The organism is Spirosoma agri (assembly GCF_010747415.1).
GTDB lineage: Bacteria > Bacteroidota > Bacteroidia > Cytophagales > Spirosomataceae > Spirosoma > Spirosoma agri.
In genome coordinates, this window is sequence record NZ_JAAGNZ010000001.1 from 1,965,022 (window position 1) to 1,981,785 (window position 16,764).

The following is a 16,764-nucleotide window of genomic DNA, read 5'->3' on the forward strand; positions in this document are numbered from 1 at the left end:
GGCTAGTGGCGCACGGCTAGTGGCGCACGGCTAGTGGCGCACGGCTAGTGGCGCACGGCTAGTGGCGCACGGCTAGTGGCGCACGGCTAGTGGCGCACGGCTAGTGGCGCACGGCTAGTGGCGTACGGCTAGTGGCGTACGGCCCCGGATTGTGGTTAATTGTTCACAACTTCCCCGTGGGCAACCTGTTGTCAAAACTGACGTGTTGGTCGTCTGGTACCCCCCGCCAACGTGAGCAGAATTGCGAATGAGCACAATCCGCTGCAAATAGATACTTATTGGATAAGTAATAAATTTCTTCCTGTACAAAAACCAGCATAGGCTGTGGTCCTTGCCAATCGACTTGACAAGTTGGCTCACCGAGTAATAAACTTCGCCTGATGGTTAGTTTGGCCTGCATTCAGTCAATCAAGCATATTGCATTGACAATAGCAGTCCCCTTCTTGTGTGATAATATATTGACAATCAGTATTTTGAATTTTTATTGGTAATGTATAAACCTTCCTTTATGAGTCAGATAGGGGAGGTATGAATATCGAGAACAACTAAGGACAGCCATTTTTTTATTGGTAGATGTTTGGAAAAGAGAAGGTATCAGTCCTTACTTTGTAATCTCTATCAAATCAATAGGCTATAAGTACTATTAGTCTATCCAGTACCGGGAGTATAGGGAGAATACAAAAATGAGCACAGTTCGTAAATCCGTATTACAAGCAGCAAAGTCGCATCGACATACCCCAGGCACCCGCCCCCATTGGGTATCCGGCCAACCACACAGCCCATCATGTATGAAATCAACCAGAACCTTTACGAACACCTGTTGTCGCTGATAGAAGTCCCCGGCAGATGACCAGACTACCAGACTAACAGCTACAAGCTGGGATTCACCCAGAATGAAAAGCCAGTTTCGCGCGGCATAACTCACACGTATTACCCAGCACAATCCATTAGAAATGAAACAAGTTTTAAGGTTAACTTTTTTGATAGGTGTACTTATCACTCCTTTATTTTCATCCGCTCAGAATGCCCCTATCATTAATGCGACAATATCCGGAAAAGTTGTCGATGCCCGCACCAGTGAGGTGTTGATTGGGGCAACTGTTGTTATCAAAGGAACAACGAATGGCGGACCGACCAATCAAAACGGGGAATTCAGCCTGATTACCGGCCAGAAGCTTCCCTTTGTCGTTGTGGTAACCTTTGTAGGCTATCAGCGGAAAGAAGTCGTACTCAGTGGCGATCACGAAGAAATCAGACTTGAAGAGAGTGCCAACCAGTTGTCCGATGTTGTGATCACATCCAGACGTCGGCAGGAGTCGGCGCAGGATGTTCCCATTCCGATCTCGGTTGTGAGTGGTGTCCGCGCCGAAGATGCGGGTGCCTTCAACGTGAACCGACTGAAAGAGCTAGTTCCTTCGGTGCAGCTCTACGCGTCCAATGCGCGGAACACGACGCTCAACATTCGCGGGCTGGGGTCGAGCTTCGGGCTTACCAACGACGGTATCGATCCGGGCGTAGGATTCTACGTAGATGGCGTGTATTACGCTCGTCCGGCGGCAACCGCTCTTGACTTTGTCGACATTGAGCAGGTTGAAGTACTGCGGGGTCCTCAGGGAACGCTTTTTGGGAAAAATACCACAGCTGGTGCGTTTAACATTACGACCCGTGCGCCAAGTTTTCAGACCGGCGGTACGTTTGAGACAAGCTACGGTAATTTAAATTACATGCAGGCAAAGGCGTCGATAACCGGTCCGCTGAGCAAAAAACTGGCGGCACGCGTTTCATTTTCGGCAACCCAGCGGGATGGTACGGTCTACAACACCACCACGCTGAAACCAACCAATACCCTCAACAATTTGGGTTACCGAGTTCAACTGCTGTATAAGCCGACGGAAAAAGTCGCCATCACGATAACAGGCGATAACTCCCGCCAACGCCCCGACGGCTATGCGACAGTGGTTGCGGGTGTGGTGACTACGAAGCGGGCAGCTTACCGGCAATTCAATGCCATTATTGCCGATCTGGGTTATACGTTACCGACCACCAATCCATTCGACCGAATCACCGATGCCGATTCACCCTGGCGGGTCAACAATGATTTTGGCGGGGCTTCCGTCAATGTGGACGCTAAAATTGGACGAGGCACCCTGACGTCGACCACGGCCTGGCGTTACTGGGTCTGGGACCCCTCGAATGACCGGGATTTTACCGGTCTTCCCGTATTGACCAAATCGCAGGGTAATTCGAGACATCACCAGTGGACGCAGGAAATCCGATATGCCGGTCAGTTTTCGTCCCGGCTCAGCGGTGTGGCAGGAGTATTCATTATCGATCAGGACCTGCGATCGGACCCCGTTCAAACGGAAGAATCGGGATCAGCTCAATGGCGTTTTTCACAGAGTTCGACGAGTGCCTTATGGAAAACGCCCGGTCTGTTTGACGGCTTTGGTACCAATACCACGTCGCGACTTAAAACGTTAGGCGCAGCGGTATTTGGTCAGGTTGACTGGGCTATCTCCGATAAATGGCACCTGCTGCCTGGTATCCGGTTCAACTATGACAAGAAAGATGTCGATTATAAGCGTCAGACCTATGGAGGCCTGCAAACGACCGATCCGGCGTTGCTTGCCCTGAAAAATGGCCTTTACACGAATCAGGCGTTCGCGTTTGGGGTCGAAGAAAACAATTTTTCGGGCCAGCTGACATTAGCCTATAAAGCCAGTAAGCAGCTGAATGCCTATGCGACATACGCGAACAGCTACAAGCCGGTTGGGGTTAACCTGGGCGGTCTGCCTACGGCCAACGGAGTGACGCTGATTGATCTGGCCAGAGTGAAACCTGAATACGTGACGCACTACGAAGTAGGTGTAAAAACCCGCCCGACTCCCGGTTCTACCTTTAATGTTACGGTCTATAACACGGATATCGATGATTACCAAACGCAGGTGCAAACGGCGGAAGTGGGCGTGAACAGAGGGTATCTGGCTAACGCAGAGAAGGTACGTGTGCGGGGCGTTGAACTCGATGGGAACATCCGGGTCGGTAATAACTTCTCGTTAAACGGTGCGCTGACGTACACCGACGGCAAATACGTTTCTTTCAAAAATGCGCCTGTTCCCCTCGAAGAAACCGGTGGCGAGTCCGCATTTAAAGACATTTCGGGTGGTGTGTTGCCCGGCATCTCCAAATGGGCGGGTTCCCTGGGCGGAGAGGTGTCTGGTGCCGGGAAATTACTCAATCTGGATGGACGGTTTTTCCTGGCTATCGATGGCTATTACCGCTCCTCGTTCTCATCGAGTCCGTCACCATCGGCCTTTCTGAACATCGACGGCTACACGCTGTTTAACGCCAGAGTCGGTTTTCGGGCCTCCAACGGCATGTCTATTCTGCTCTGGTCCCGCAACGTAACGAACAAGAATTACTTCGAACAATTGCTGCCCGCGGCTGGTAATGCCGGTCAATACGCAGCCGTGCTTGGCGACCCCAGAACGTACGGCACGACGTTACGTTATACATTCTAAGCAATCTCGATCAGGCCCCTTGCGGGATAACGCTTTCTACGGGTGACCTCAGGCGCTGGTTCGTGAAGCAAAACCGGAGAGTTGCTCCGGCGACGCCGGAGCAACTAGAAATGAAGTGGGTGGGGTCTACCGGGTAAAGCTCGGTTTGATCCTGCCCATCAGTAATCTTGCCAGTGGTGTTCCGTATGCCAAAAAAAACAGTCCTTTTTATTGCTCGGTAGTGTGATATATCGTTACATTTATAATGTGAAAACGGAAGCGTTAATGGAGATGCCTGACGCTACGACTGCGGGCGTTGTTCCTTAAGCACGTTGCTACCATAAATAATGGTATAGATTTTGTAAAGCTGTTTACGTTATAGTTATCTAACGTGAACAGCTTTTGTATTTTTGTGCTGTTTGTATCCAACTTCCTTAAAATGTTACGCTTTCGACTGAGCGCCTATGAGACATTTCTTTTTACTGATACTAGGGTCATTACTTGGCATAAGTAGTGTCCGGGCTCAGATCATTATCGAGGGGCACGTTACAGACGAAAAAGACCAGCCATTAGCGGGTGTTACGATACTGATTCGGGGGACAAAAATCGGAACGGTCACGCAACCAGATGGACACTTCAGACTACCAACCACCGAAGAGCTACCATTAGGAATCAGCCTTTCCTTTATTGGCTACCGCCGTCAGGACGTAGCCGTTCGGGGTGGTAATTTTCGGAGCCTTTCCATAAAGCTTGTCGAGGAAACGATCGTGACTCGTGAAGTGATCGTAGCCGCCAGTCGTGTTCCCGAAGACATTCAGAAAGCGTCGGTGACCGTCGAAAAGCTTGGCGTCCGTCAGTTCCAGGAGTCCCCGGCAGCCAGCCCTTTCGATGCGTTGCAAAACGTGAAAGGCGTTGACCTGCTGACCCAAAGCCTGACGTTTAAGTCCGTCAACATGCGGGGGTTTGGTGCCAACAACAACAACCGCTTTTTGCAACTAAACGATGGTATGGACAATCGTTCGCCGGGGTTAGGATTCGGTTTCGGTACTATAGCGGGTATTCCGGATCTGGACATCGAGAGTATCGAAGTGATTCCCGGTGCTTCGTCGGCGCTCTACGGACCAGATGCCTTGCAGGGCCTGATGCTGACAACCAGTAAAAACCCATTTACTTACGAAGGGCTCAGTGCACAGGTGAAGGTGGGTGTCAATAACGTTGGCAAAGACGGTTTTGGTCCGAAGGGTTACAGCGACATGGCCATCCGCTATGCCCGGCAGCTCGGCAACCGCTTTGCAATAAAACTGAACTTTCAGCGGCTCAGCGGCACCGACTTCATCGCCGACGATTACAATGACCGCTCGACCCGCGCCCGCACGGGCTTTTTCGCTACCGATACCCGGCGTGGTGATGTGGCTACGGGAATTGGCTACGCACCGAATAACGACCCGAACACAAATCTTCAGTATGATGGCGTGAACACCTACGGCGATGATATAAATGCCGGAGGGGCGTACAAATTTTCGGACACATACGCCAATGCATCGCTACAGGGTAAGTTGGCGACGCGCACTGGCTATACTGAATTAGGCGTCATAGGCAACAACGGAAAAGTTGTTAACAACCGCGCCAATGTTGCGCTGCATTACAAACTGTCGGGGAATGTAGAAGCATCGCTGGGCTGGTATTATGGCAACGGTAATTTAATCCGAACGGCTGGTTTCCGCGAATATTTCCCGGACTATCACCGTCATCAGTTCAAGGCCGAAATCAAAGGGGATAATTTTTTGCTGCGCGCCTACACCACGCAGCAGCGGGCAGAAGGCTGGAACATCGGTCAGACAGCCGTTGCGATTAACAATTCCTGGAAATCACTGGACCAGTGGGCCACTGAATTCGGGCAGGTTTACATTGAGAACAAGGTGAGCGCCGGACTGGCCCGCAGTGAAGCCGATCGAGGTCGTTATTTGCCGGGTTCGGGGGTCTTTAACACGGTTCGGGATTTGTTTGCCAATACGTTCAATACCGACACCGTTCCCGGCTATAAAGGGGCGAAGGGGAACCGGTTCCGCGATAATTCGTCTCTCTGGCACTACGAAGGCATGTATAATTTCGCGGGCTTTCAGGACGTGATGGATGTGATTGTGGGTGGGAGCATCCGGCGTTACGTACTGAATACAGGCGGCACTGCCATTCCATTGCAGGAAGACGGATCGGAGTACACCATCAATGAATACGGCGCTTACCTACAGGTAACTAAAGACGTAAAGATCAATTCTACTGTGTCGCTAAAACCGACAGTGGCCATTCGATACGATAAGAATCAATATTTCGATGGTGGGTTTACGCCGAGGGCCGCAGTGGTGCTGAGTACCGGGTCCCACAATTTCCGCGCGTCGTGGCAATCGGCTTTTCGGAATCCATCGCCGGGGCAGCTCTTTTCCGTGCCAACGGCGGGTAAAGGGGGTGAGGTGGGGGGATCATCGCTCGCGATCGGGTCGATTGGTTTGGCTAAGAGCCCGGTTTACCGCGACTCCGACGTTACTGATTTTATCGCGGGTCGGATCACCGAAGCACAGCTCCTCAGCCGTGCTTACAACCCGGCTACCTTTACAACCGAAAAGATCAAAACATGGGAGGTTGGGTACAAAGCATTGATCCAGAACAAACTGTTTGTCGATGCCTTCTTCTTCCACAGTAACTACAAGGACTTTATTGCCGCCCAGAGTTTCTACCAGTCGAATACGGGAAAAGTGTCTGATTTCGAGTCAAGTACGTATCGGACGCTGCAAATCAATTTCAATAATACCAACGAGGTTTTCGTGAATGGCGGGGGCATTGGTCTGGAGTATGGATTGGGTCGGGGCTTCACCCTGAGTGGAAATTTTGCCTATCAGGTTGGAACCGTAACGCTTCGTGACGCGCAGGGTGTCGTCATAAAGGACAACGCCGGTAATGACATTGTTAAACGAAAAATGAGTAACCCCGAAGTGGCCCAGAAGGGGCGTAACTTCTTCAACTCGCCCGAAAGCCGGTACAACATCACCCTTGGCAATTACCGATTGACCGACCGCCTGGGGGCAACGATTACCTACCGCTGGACCGACCGGACGTGGATTGAGCAGGGCACCACGGCAGGCGATGTCTGGCTACCCGCCTGGACCAGTCTTGACGCGCAGGTATCGTACCGGATGCCTAGTTTTAAATCGGTCGTTAAAGTCGGGGGAACGAATGTCCTGAACAAGTATTACGCGCAGGGCTATGGGCTGGCTCAGATCGGTGGCTTGTATTACGTGAGCATCACCTTCGATGAATTGTTCCGGTAGTGAGTAGTTGACCCGCTGCTGAGGCTTAGGACATACAATACAATTAATCGAAGAAGTATGTCCCGACTGGATAGGCAGGCCATTATCGCCCTTGTCTTCTGTTTGATTTGTGTCGTTTCGAATACGCTGGCACAAACCAAAACGCCGAACTTTAACGTCATCGCTTTTTTTACCGCCAAAAACGATCAGGCGCACATCAGCTACGTACACGAAGCTAATCGATGGTTTTCCGAAGCTGCCGGGCGGTATAACTTTGCCTACGATTCAACGAACAATTGGGATAATCTGAACGCCGATTTTCTGGCGAACTACCAGATCGTCCTGTTTTTAGACACTCGTCCCGAAAAGCCCGCCCAGCGCGAAGCCTTCCAACGATACATGGAGAACGGTGGTGCCTGGATGGGGTTTCACTTCGCGGGGTTTGCGCTGACGCCCTCCGCGTATCCGCAGAACTGGGATTGGTATCACAACCAGTTTCTTGGGTCAGGTTCGTATAAAAGCAATACCTGGCGACCAACGTCGGCGATTCTGCGGGTCGACGATCGAAAACATCCGGCTACGAAGGGTTTACCCACCACCTTCAGCTCAGCGCCTAACGAATGGTACTGCTGGACAAATGACTTGCGGGCTAATCCGAACATCGATATTTTAGTGTCGATCGATTCAACGAGCTTTCCGCTGGGAACTGGTCCCAAACCGCACGAAATATGGCACAGTGGCTATTATCCGGTCGTCTGGACGAACAAAAAATACCGGATGCTCTACGTGAACATGGGGCACAACGATATTGACTACGAGAACAAAACCAACAAAGAGCTGTCGTCCACGTTTAGCAGTGAAGCGCAGAATAAGCTGATCATTACTAGTTTATTGTGGCTGGGCCGCGCATCGAAATCGGGTCGTAACTGATGCGATCACGTTTTCGTTAGCTGTTATTCTGCCCGTGCTCTTTTGCTTTACTCCACAAAATGCCAGCAGACCCCGGCCAGATCGATCAGGTTCACTTCGCGACCGTAGGGTTGCTCGATCGGTTTGCTGATTCGGATACCAAACGTTTCCGGTAGCTGTTTTTGCGTTACCTCCCGCCAGAATTCATCGGCGTTATCGATCCGAACGTTCAGCATGAGGTTTTGGGCAAACTCGACGTTGTCAAACTTCTGTAAGATGAATTTACACCCGTCCCGCTCAAAACCAACATAATCACCGGCATCCCAATTGATCGTGAACCCTAATTCCTGAAAAAACTGCTTCGATCCCTGAAAATTACTTCCTGACGGAACGAAGGGTTCAATTGATAGAAACGTCATGGTACTGATGTGGTTTGGTCGACTCGTAAACCAGGCAAAAAATAGTGTGAAGGGTACTCTACGCCAGGGCATCCTGAAACAGGCTTAGCCGTTCACGCATGACGTAGCTGCTCACGTCGGGATTCCAGCCAGCGCCATTTTTTAATGAGTACACCCGTAAGTCTGACGATAGTGTAGCGTATTTGTCCAATGCGTTGAACCAGACACTACGATCGCGGTACGGGGCTAACAGCACCCGCGCCTGACTCAGCGTACGATGTTGCCGGGGCGACCAGATTGTCCGCTGGCGATAGGCCGGGCCCTGACCGTTAAGCAGATCGGGGAGTGACAAGGCTGGTGCCAGGGGCAGCAACTCAGCCAGTAGGTACAGACCCAGTTCGACGTTGAGAAGTCGGTTGGCAACCATGCCGGGGAGGGCGTGTCGGTAGCGTAGCCGCGTTGCCAGTGGCTCCTGCCAGCGCAGTAGGCTGGACAGGGCCGGGCGGGCAACCGTGGTGGGATAGTTGGAAATTAATTGAGTGTTCATTAGTAAGGTCCGCTAAGGCGGTGTTGTTTGTTGTTCATATCAAAGTTACAACTAGAAGAACGTAACGTTTTTATGTTGTACATCGAGTTGTAACTTTTTTTTTGCGTACTGTCAATGATGCTTGATTAGCTTCCAGGCCAGCGATCGGGCTATCGGCTGATACATCCAGCACAAGGATCTGGATTGGTACACTACGGAACCAAGCGTCGTCAGATACTGCCAATAGAGATGACGGCCAAGCGTCAGGCTCCGGTGTATCAATTGTATCTGTTTTCGTAGTAGCCAGCAATTCATCCTGATTGGGCTCCGTGTCGGTGGAGCGTTTGCCCGATATGTGTTTCTTTGACATAGCGTATGCCCGACATGAATGCTGCAAAGCCGTATCGCTCGGAAGTCGGTGGTTAGCACCCGGCCTTCTAGTCGTGCGCGGGTGCCCGTTGGGTGGGGAAGCGGTAGACACGGAACAAACCCGTATCATTGATAGCCCAGCCTTCCTGCATCGCTACCGTCAGCAACCACTTCGATACTTCGGCCTGGTAGGGTGGGTAGCCCTGATTACGCAAAAACTGCTTGACAACCAGTTCGCTGGTTGCGCCTTCGGCTACGATGAGCGTCGTAGCGGCCAGACCAACGAGGGAAGGGGTGATTTGATCGACTGATGGGTTCATGCCAGAAAAGGGGTTTACCGTGGACACTAAATCGTACGAATCCAATCCGGATCAGCTCACCATCTGCTTCAGCGTAATGATGCGATTGCGGAAAAAACCGACCGTCTTTTCGCAGAACCGGCTCCGGTCGGCGCTGATGTCGTAGGCTTGCAGGCGATCGGGTATGGTCGTGTAGGCATCCAGCATGGCCGACCAGGCCGTTCCCTGTTGAATATGACCCAGTAAGAGCCGGCCCCGATTCAGTAGTTTATGTTGTTTCGGCGTCCAGGTAGGCCGATCGAGGAACGAAGACGTAGTGTCGGTCAGTAAACTGGGCAGGGCTTCCGGAGACGCCGACGGAAGCAGTTGCGACAACAGAAACAAGCCTAGTTCAACGTCTAACAACTGACCGGCGGATAACGCGGTCCGCTTCGACGGGCGGGTTGACACAGCAGCTACGGTCCATTCTACGGACGCGTTCAGCGGTGGGAAAATCGCCTGCGGGGAGCTTACGGCGCGGTTTGGGTGAGGGCGAAAGAAAGTGTTCATGAGTATGGTTGTTTAAAAATTCACAGAACAAAGTTCTACCGGGGAAAACGTAATCTTTTTACGCTCATCTTTTTTTGTGAATTTATTTTTTACAATCTTGCTCAGGCATCTGAAAACGGAATACCGTAAACCTAACTATGCCCATAACCCGCTCGGCCTTTCAACGGTACCGACTGATTGACGAAATCATCAGCCGCTATCCGCGCCAGTTTTCTAAACAGAAACTCTTCGATCTGTGCCGGGACAAATGCGGCATTCGCTCGATCTCGTCGTTGGAGAAAGACATCCAGCGGTTGCGCGAAGACCACGACGCGCCCATTGCCTACGACAAGCGACGCAACGGCTACTATTATACTGATCCTCAGTTTCGGCTGCTACGGCTCATGCTCTCGCCGGATGACATGGAAGCACTCGACTACGCCCGCGAAGTGCTGACGGCCACACAGGGGGCATCGGTGGCGGGTGAACTGGCCAACGCGTTGCAGAAAGTGCGGCAGAGTCTGGACATTATCCGGGAAGTGAAAACCGAAGGCTTGACCCGCCGGGTCGTATACGTGGAAGAGCGCGTGCTGGGTGGAAACCGGCATTACGTTCCCGTCCTGATCCGGGCTATCAACCAGAATCGACAGATTGCGTTTCGTTACCTGAAACACGAAACCGCCGTGGCTGACCACGATGCGTTTGCGGAAGTCCCCAGAATGCGGACTTTGCATCCGATTCTGCTGCGTGAAGTGGCCGACAGCTGGTACGTGATCGGCTACGACGAGCCAACCGGAAAAGAGCGAACCTTCGCGCTCGATCGGATGAGTGACCTGGAAATTACGGATGAGTTCTGCGCAGTTCCGCCCGATGTGTTGACAAACGTGAGCGAACTGTTCGAGCATATTTATGGCATCACCGACAGCAGCGGCCCCGTTGAAGACGTATTACTATCGTTTTCGCCCTTGTTTGGCCGCTACGTAAAGGCCAAACCAATTCACCAGACCCAGGAAGTCGTGCGGGATACTGACAGCGAGTGTGTAGTACGGCTCCGGCTGGCTCCCAATCGCGATTTGCTCATGCACCTGCGCAGCTACGGCGAACACCTGACGGTCTTGCAACCCGCCAGTCTGGCAAATGAACTAAAGGAGTCGCTGATGGCTACGCTAGCCCGGTACTAACGATTTATCAATACGGTATGATTTCCTTTACGACGATTTTACTGAAGTTCGACAAAAAAGGCGAGAAAACCGGCTGGACGTACATCGAACTACCGATTGACGGTACAACGGCCCTGAAGCCTGGTCGGAAAACCACCTTTCGAGTCAAGGGAATGCTGGATGACTACCCGATAAAACAGGTGGCACTGATCCCGATGGGCCAATCCAACGGGTCGGAGGGCGGTTTCATCATGGCCATCAATGCGACCATGCGTCGGGGTATCGGGAAAGAAGCGGGCGCAACAGTACGGGTCGAATTAGAGGCTGATGATTCACCAATCCTGCTGTCGACCGATTTTGTCGATTGTTTACAGGACGATCCGGCTGCACTGACATTTTTTGACACGTTACCCAAAGGACACCAGAATTACTTCAGCAAATGGATAGATGATGCGAAAACGCCCGAAACCAAGGCTAGCCGCATTGCCAAAGCCTTGCGGGGTCTATCGATGAGAATGGGTTACAGCGAGATGATCCGGTATTTCAAAAACCAGACGTGACTGCGGCACATTGTTCGATACGCCATATCTCCAAGATATGGCGTATCGAACAATGTGCCGCAGTCACTGAAACATCGTATCAACCGGTTTGTTAGAAGTAAGGAATCTACTTTGTTTACTAACCTGCATACCCATGAACATTGCTTTTATTGGGCTGGGCCAGATGGGCCAGGCAATCGCTCACAATCTGCTGAAAAGGAATCATACGCTAACCGTCTTTAACCGCAGCCGCGCCAAAGCGGATACACTGATACAGGCTGGCGCTCATTGGGCCGACACGCCCGCGAGTGCCGTGGCTGAAGCCGAGGTCGTGTTTACAATGCTCAGCGACGATGCCGCCTTACACGAGGTTGCCCTCGGCGAGTTCGGTTTTCTGGCCGCGCTACCCGAAGGAGCCATTCACATTTCCTGTAGCACCATTTCGCCCGAAACGGCCCGCCAGTTGGCCGAACAGCACCAAACCCGGAAGACGAAGTATGTGGCCTGCCCCGTATTTGGTAAACCGGATGCGGCTCAGGCGGCTAAATTATGGCTATGCACGTCGGGCAATCAGGGCGCTAAAGAGAACGTTCGTCCGTTGCTCGATCTGATCGGGCAGGGGGTCTACGACTTTGGTGATGAGGTTGGTGCGGCTAACGTGGTAAAACTGGCGGGTAATTTCCTGCTCGGCTGTGCCATCGAAGCAATGGCCGAAGCGTTCACGTTAGGCGAAAAAAACGGTGTTGCCCGCAGTGCCATGTATGACCTGTTCAGCAATACCCTCTTTGCGTCGCCCGTCTACAAAAACTACGGCAAATTGATCGCCGACGAAGTATATCAGCCCGTTGGCGCGTCACCGGCCTTGATTCGGAAAGATATGCGTTTGCTACTTGATGTTGCCCAAAAATCGCTGGTGCCGATGCCGTTCGGGATGGTTGTGTTCCAGCAGTTGACGGCTACCGTCGCCAAAGGTGTTCCCGACATCGACTGGGCGGGTTTTGCCGGTGAAGTATCAGAAAATGCGGGCGTTGGGAAGCGGTAATCGGTAAGCTAAACGAAAAACAACGATCCGGGTTTAGGGCGTCAAGCGTTTTACGCGACACCCTAAACCCGGACCAGTTTACAAGCCGACGTTAGTTAAACGGAATCGTCAATTTGACGCACAGGTTTCGTCCCATGCCGAAGATGCCCAGATGCCCATTGGGGGACTGGGTGAAATACTCGAAATACTTCAATCGACTCAGATTCGACTGGTAAGCCACATCGAACAGGTTATTGACCTGAACAATAAAACGCCAGCCGGGTCGATTCTGTCCCATGCGAATGAGTCCGTCAATACCGGCGTTGACGAGCGTGTAGGCTGCCGTAGCCGTTTCTGTGTCGTTCAGGCCCAGATACCGGTCTTGTCGGGCGTTATGCTCCACATCAGCTTTAAGGGTCAGTTCGGATAACCACTGGCTTTTCGTAGGAATTAGCTGGCTGACACCTGTAGACAGGCGCAGGGGCGGAATGAACGGTAAGTATTCGCCATTGACGCCCGCATCGGAAAAGCGATTTCCCCGGTTATAGCCATAGACAACCGCCAGGCTATTATCGAAACTGAATCCGCGCCAGGTAGTCGGGTGGAGACTAAACTGGGTTTCGAAGCCGTAAAGCTGCGCAGATGCCTGCTGATACTGGTACGTTTTATTACCCGGAACAATGACCACCGGCTCACCCTGTGCATCGACCAGCTGCGACAGCGAGATGTAATTCTGGATGTAATTGTTGAACACACTGACGCCCAGATTCACGTCGGGAAGGGTAAGCGTCAGGCCAATGTCTTCCTGCAAACTGAACTCTGGCTTGAAGTTTCGATTCCCGATGTAGACGATGTGGGCACCGGGATCAAGCCCATTCGAGGCAATCTCGGTGATGCTGGGTGCTCGGTAACCGCGTGCAATGTTCGCTTTTAACGCGAGTTTGTCGGAGAATTCGTAGGTCAATCCCGCGCTCATGGAAACACCGTTGAAAGATTGCTTCAGCAGCGGAAACTGTAATGTCGCACCGGCTGTATCGGGCAGCATCGCGTGCTCATCGAAGCCGGTTCTGGGATCGGTGCGCACGTAAAAATCGTCACCGTTCAACTGGCGCTGATCGTAGCGAATGCCCCCACTCAAGGTCAGCTTATCGGCCTGCCATTTCACGAAAACAAACGAGCCAACATCAAACAGGGTATAATCGGGAATAGGGAAAGCCGTACCGTTTTTATTCCGGTTGCTCTGGTACATCCCGTTTACGCCCACCGTCGTTGAGATGTTCGAAAAGTTGGGGAGGTTGTAGCGAACGCCGTAATTAAGCGTGTTGAGCCGGACGTATAAACCCGGCTGATCGGGTTGCGTGGGGTGGTTGTATTCCCGCCGAATATTTTGCTGGAAGGCCAGCAGGAGGTCGATCTCCCCGTTCCCGATCTGGTAATGGTTGTTCGTGTGAACCCGATAATGCTGTATGCGCTGGTGCAGGGGACTCAATTGGTAGGACGCTCTGGCGGGAACGATGGGCCGGTTCTGGATATCATCGTCACCCGATTCGGCTACCTGCTTCGTGAACTGGCGCGTTAGCGAGTCGCGACTTCCGTCGGGAATACCCTGCAAATTGTCGTACAGCGAAGCTCCGAATCGCGAGTAACCCCGCTGACCCGAATAGCCCAGCATAGCGGTGAGCGTCTTTTCGGCGAAACCGGTGTTATATACCCGACCATCGATCCTGTTTTTATAGTCGGTGGCGGCCCGCAGTGACCCGCGCAGATTCCACGCCCAGCGCGACCCGCCCGATGCCAGACTAATCGACTCGCCAAGCAGGTTGTTATTGGACTGATATTCGGTGACCAAACCAACCTTGATTTGCCCCTCGGTGTCTTTTGGGTAGTTCGGCATCATACTGACAACACCCGCCAGCGCGTCGGAGCCATACATCAGACTGGCCGGACCCTTAATGACTTCGGCCCGGTCGATGTTGTAATTATCGACCTCAACGCCGTGTTCATCGCCCCACTGCTGACCTTCCTGCCGTACACCGTCGTACAGCGTGAGGACCCGGTTATACCCTAGTCCACGAATAAACGGTTTGGAGATATTGGGTCCGGTTTTTACGGCGTTCAGACCGGGGGCGTTTTTCACCAGAATATCGATGATGTTGCTGCTGGCCGTGCCTTCGATGGCTCGGCGCGAAATAGCCAGCACCGCGACTGGATTCTGCCGAAGCAGCGTGCCCCGCGTAACGCCCGTGACGACTACTTCATTCAGGGTGTTTGTGTTTGGCAGTAATGCGGCTGTGTATTCGTCGGTTCCTACCGTGATCTGTATCGTGTCGGGCTTATAGCCCACGCAGGAAACGATCAGTTTACGCACCAGCGAATCGGGTTTCATCGCTAGCGAAAACTGGCCCCGCGCGTCGGTCAGCGCACCTTTTGTACTACCGATGAGGGTTATAGTGCCAAACGGAATTGGCTTTCGGGTATCAGCATCAAGGACTGACCCACGGATAATTCGATTGGGAGCTGGCTGCGCACAGGCAAGCCCCCCCAGTAGCCCAAGGCTAGCTAAGAGGAAAAATAATTTCATTCAGGATGACTTCGTTTGGTTGAGTGCTTCGATGGAATACAGCAACGACGCATCGGCTAATGAGCCGATGAGTCGTTGCCAATCAGGAAGTTACCGAACGACAGGAGGACCCCGATGCGAGAAACAGTAGAAGGCGGAGACGTAACGATACAAACGATCGGCGAACTGGAATACCGATTGTTGATAGCTACGCAACAGAAATAGAAAAGCGAAAAACTCACTGACAACCAGAGGTAGATTGGCTGCCAGATCGAGCAGCAAGATTTCCTGGGCTGTGTGCGTATTGGGCAGAATCGGCCCTTTACCGAAAGGCCAGTAGGGGTGAGCGTGAACGATGAGCCGTCCGTCGGATAACCGGTGCGCATGGCGAAACACAACTCCATTGACCCAAATGGCCAGGAAGAGCCCCAACAGGATTCGGGCTAGTCGGAGTTTATGTGTATGCAGCCACTCAAACATGGGTCACTCAGGCTACGGGATTCGGTACCAATAGGTCACGCTTTCCAGCAAATATAACAAACATCCGTTACGGCAATATATTTATTTATTTTTAGGGCTGTCTAAAAAACACTGCCAGATTCGGGAATAGTTCACGAAAGTAAAACGATCATTGATTGACTATCAGTTAGATAAATCCTGCTAAAAGTTGTTTTGTTGCTGGTTAGGCTTCCCATAGGTAGTTGGTCCAGAGCAACCCTTTGGGATAGGGTACGCTAGTCTGCCCCATTGCGGCAAACGGCTATTTCAGCTGATTGAGCCTGTGCGTCAGTAATCCATACATAGCAAGAGATTCGTAAAATTGGCTATAAAGATCGTCAGACAAACACTGCTTTGCGAATCGTATGACTCTCTTTGCGACCTTTGCCAGGCTGTAAATCTTTAGTCCAGTGAACACGTATGAATGTTGAAAACAAAACCATCATCATTTCCGGAGCCTCGCGGGGTATTGGCCGGGCAACGGCCATGCTGCTGGCTCAACACGGGGCCAATGTGATCGTTACGGCCCGTAACGCCGACGAGCTGAAACAACTCGAAACGGAGGCTACGCAAGGGTCTGTTCGGGGCAAAATTGTCGCCATAGCGGGTGACGTTGCCAGCGAATCGGATATGGCTGCTGTCGTTAGAACGGCTCTCGACCAGTTCCATCGCATTGATGTCGTGATCAACAACGCAGGTTACGGCGTCTTCAAAAACGTAGACGAAATATCGGTAACTGAGTGGGACGACCTGATGGCGACTAACGTAAAAGGTACGTTCATTCTGACCAAAGCCGCCCTGCCATCCATGAAAGCGCACGGGTCGGGGCATATCGTTGTCGTAGCCTCGGATGTGGCCAAGCGTACTTTTGCGGGAGGAGCACTGTATACTGCCAGCAAATACGCACAGGAAGCGTTTATGGGCGCGTTACGCAAGGAGGTTCGCTCGTTTGGTATCAAAGTAACGGGTGTTTATTCGGGCCTGGTCGACTCCAATTTCCACGCCAAAGGGCACGGTCACGAAACCTCGAAGAACTGGCTCAAGAATGAAGACATGGCCGAATCGATGTTATTTATCGTCAGCCGCCCCGCCCACGTGGTCATCGACGAGTTCATGGTGCACCCACTGTCTCAGGAGTATTAAGGGATAAAAGGT

The 16,764-nt window shown here is 52.1% G+C and carries 13 protein-coding genes; 7 read left to right on the forward strand and 6 right to left on the reverse strand.

Translation table 11 applies throughout. The annotated features are described in order from the left end of the window. Positions 1 to 953: 953 nt before the first annotated feature. The 3 genes from GK091_RS08030 to GK091_RS08040 all read left to right on the forward strand — a co-directional run bounded on the left by GK091_RS08030 (position 954) and on the right by GK091_RS08040 (position 7,732). Positions 954 to 3,521: a TonB-dependent receptor gene (locus tag GK091_RS08030; protein WP_164036110.1), complete on the forward strand. Its 2,568-nt coding sequence runs from the start codon at positions 954 to 956 to the stop codon at positions 3,519 to 3,521. A gap of 443 nt (positions 3,522 to 3,964) precedes the next feature. After that, the gene (locus tag GK091_RS08035) at positions 3,965 to 6,823 is read left to right on the forward strand and encodes a TonB-dependent receptor (RefSeq protein ID WP_164036112.1); all 2,859 of its coding nucleotides are present in this window, start codon (positions 3,965 to 3,967) and stop codon (positions 6,821 to 6,823) included. Positions 6,824 to 6,880: 57 nt separating this feature from the next. Further along, the gene (locus GK091_RS08040; protein ID WP_164036114.1) at positions 6,881 to 7,732 is read left to right on the forward strand and encodes a ThuA domain-containing protein; all 852 of its coding nucleotides are present in this window, start codon (positions 6,881 to 6,883) and stop codon (positions 7,730 to 7,732) included. Between the two features lie 47 nt (positions 7,733 to 7,779). Here GK091_RS08040 and GK091_RS08045 read toward each other — a convergent pair whose 3' ends face one another. From GK091_RS08045 to GK091_RS08060, 4 genes are all read right to left on the reverse strand, one after another. Beyond that, positions 7,780 to 8,130, reverse strand: coding sequence for a VOC family protein (locus tag GK091_RS08045; RefSeq protein WP_164036116.1), 351 nt, complete (start codon positions 8,128 to 8,130; stop codon positions 7,780 to 7,782). A gap of 58 nt (positions 8,131 to 8,188) precedes the next feature. After that, positions 8,189 to 8,656, reverse strand: a complete 468-nt coding sequence (locus tag GK091_RS08050; protein WP_164036118.1) for a pPIWI_RE_Z domain-containing protein — start codon at positions 8,654 to 8,656, stop codon at positions 8,189 to 8,191. 416 nt (positions 8,657 to 9,072) lie between these two features. After that, positions 9,073 to 9,324, reverse strand: a complete 252-nt coding sequence (locus GK091_RS08055; RefSeq protein ID WP_164036120.1) for a hypothetical protein — start codon at positions 9,322 to 9,324, stop codon at positions 9,073 to 9,075. 51 nt (positions 9,325 to 9,375) lie between these two features. Beyond that, the gene (locus tag GK091_RS08060; RefSeq protein WP_164036122.1) at positions 9,376 to 9,852 is read right to left on the reverse strand and encodes a pPIWI_RE_Z domain-containing protein; all 477 of its coding nucleotides are present in this window, start codon (positions 9,850 to 9,852) and stop codon (positions 9,376 to 9,378) included. 137 nt (positions 9,853 to 9,989) lie between these two features. Between GK091_RS08060 and GK091_RS08065 the strand changes: the two genes are divergently transcribed. The 3 genes from GK091_RS08065 to GK091_RS08075 all read left to right on the forward strand — a co-directional run bounded on the left by GK091_RS08065 (position 9,990) and on the right by GK091_RS08075 (position 12,572). Next, the gene (locus GK091_RS08065; protein WP_164036124.1) at positions 9,990 to 11,012 is read left to right on the forward strand and encodes a helix-turn-helix transcriptional regulator; all 1,023 of its coding nucleotides are present in this window, start codon (positions 9,990 to 9,992) and stop codon (positions 11,010 to 11,012) included. A 17-nt stretch (positions 11,013 to 11,029) separates the two neighbouring features. Continuing rightward, a complete protein-coding gene (locus tag GK091_RS08070; protein ID WP_164036127.1) occupies positions 11,030 to 11,551 on the forward strand; it encodes a YdeI/OmpD-associated family protein in 522 nt (173 codons plus the stop codon). A gap of 133 nt (positions 11,552 to 11,684) precedes the next feature. Next, positions 11,685 to 12,572 (forward strand): NAD(P)-dependent oxidoreductase, encoded by an 888-nt coding sequence (locus tag GK091_RS08075; protein ID WP_164036130.1) that lies wholly within the window; start codon positions 11,685 to 11,687, stop codon positions 12,570 to 12,572. A 91-nt stretch (positions 12,573 to 12,663) separates the two neighbouring features. Here the strand turns inward: GK091_RS08075 and GK091_RS08080 are convergent, their stop codons facing one another. Next, positions 12,664 to 15,132, reverse strand: a complete 2,469-nt coding sequence (locus GK091_RS08080; RefSeq protein WP_164036132.1) for a TonB-dependent receptor — start codon at positions 15,130 to 15,132, stop codon at positions 12,664 to 12,666. 90 nt (positions 15,133 to 15,222) lie between these two features. Next, positions 15,223 to 15,591, reverse strand: coding sequence for a hypothetical protein (locus GK091_RS08085; protein WP_164036133.1), 369 nt, complete (start codon positions 15,589 to 15,591; stop codon positions 15,223 to 15,225). A 438-nt stretch (positions 15,592 to 16,029) separates the two neighbouring features. On the opposite strand from GK091_RS08085, the gene GK091_RS08090 reads away from it, so the two are divergent. Beyond that, positions 16,030 to 16,752 carry an SDR family oxidoreductase gene (locus GK091_RS08090; RefSeq protein WP_164036135.1) on the forward strand — a complete coding sequence of 241 codons (723 nt, stop codon included), beginning with the start codon at positions 16,030 to 16,032 and terminating at the stop codon, positions 16,750 to 16,752. Positions 16,753 to 16,764: the final 12 nt, after the last annotated feature.

Bases quoted from the DNA above. Each gene is read 5' to 3' on its own strand.
- GK091_RS08030 (WP_164036110.1), top strand. From the start codon at position 954: ATGAAACAAGTTTTAAGGTTAACTTTTTTGATAGGTGTACTTATCACT.
- GK091_RS08035 (WP_164036112.1), top strand. From the start codon at position 3,965: ATGAGACATTTCTTTTTACTGATACTAGGGTCATTACTTGGCATAAGT.
- GK091_RS08040 (WP_164036114.1), top strand. From the start codon at position 6,881: ATGTCCCGACTGGATAGGCAGGCCATTATCGCCCTTGTCTTCTGTTTG.
- GK091_RS08045 (WP_164036116.1), bottom strand. From the start codon at position 8,130: ATGACGTTTCTATCAATTGAACCCTTCGTTCCGTCAGGAAGTAATTTT.
- GK091_RS08050 (WP_164036118.1), bottom strand. From the start codon at position 8,656: ATGAACACTCAATTAATTTCCAACTATCCCACCACGGTTGCCCGCCCG.
- GK091_RS08055 (WP_164036120.1), bottom strand. From the start codon at position 9,324: ATGAACCCATCAGTCGATCAAATCACCCCTTCCCTCGTTGGTCTGGCC.
- GK091_RS08060 (WP_164036122.1), bottom strand. From the start codon at position 9,852: ATGAACACTTTCTTTCGCCCTCACCCAAACCGCGCCGTAAGCTCCCCG.
- GK091_RS08065 (WP_164036124.1), top strand. From the start codon at position 9,990: ATGCCCATAACCCGCTCGGCCTTTCAACGGTACCGACTGATTGACGAA.
- GK091_RS08070 (WP_164036127.1), top strand. From the start codon at position 11,030: ATGATTTCCTTTACGACGATTTTACTGAAGTTCGACAAAAAAGGCGAG.
- GK091_RS08075 (WP_164036130.1), top strand. From the start codon at position 11,685: ATGAACATTGCTTTTATTGGGCTGGGCCAGATGGGCCAGGCAATCGCT.
- GK091_RS08080 (WP_164036132.1), bottom strand. From the start codon at position 15,132: ATGAAATTATTTTTCCTCTTAGCTAGCCTTGGGCTACTGGGGGGGCTT.
- GK091_RS08085 (WP_164036133.1), bottom strand. From the start codon at position 15,591: ATGTTTGAGTGGCTGCATACACATAAACTCCGACTAGCCCGAATCCTG.
- GK091_RS08090 (WP_164036135.1), top strand. From the start codon at position 16,030: ATGAATGTTGAAAACAAAACCATCATCATTTCCGGAGCCTCGCGGGGT.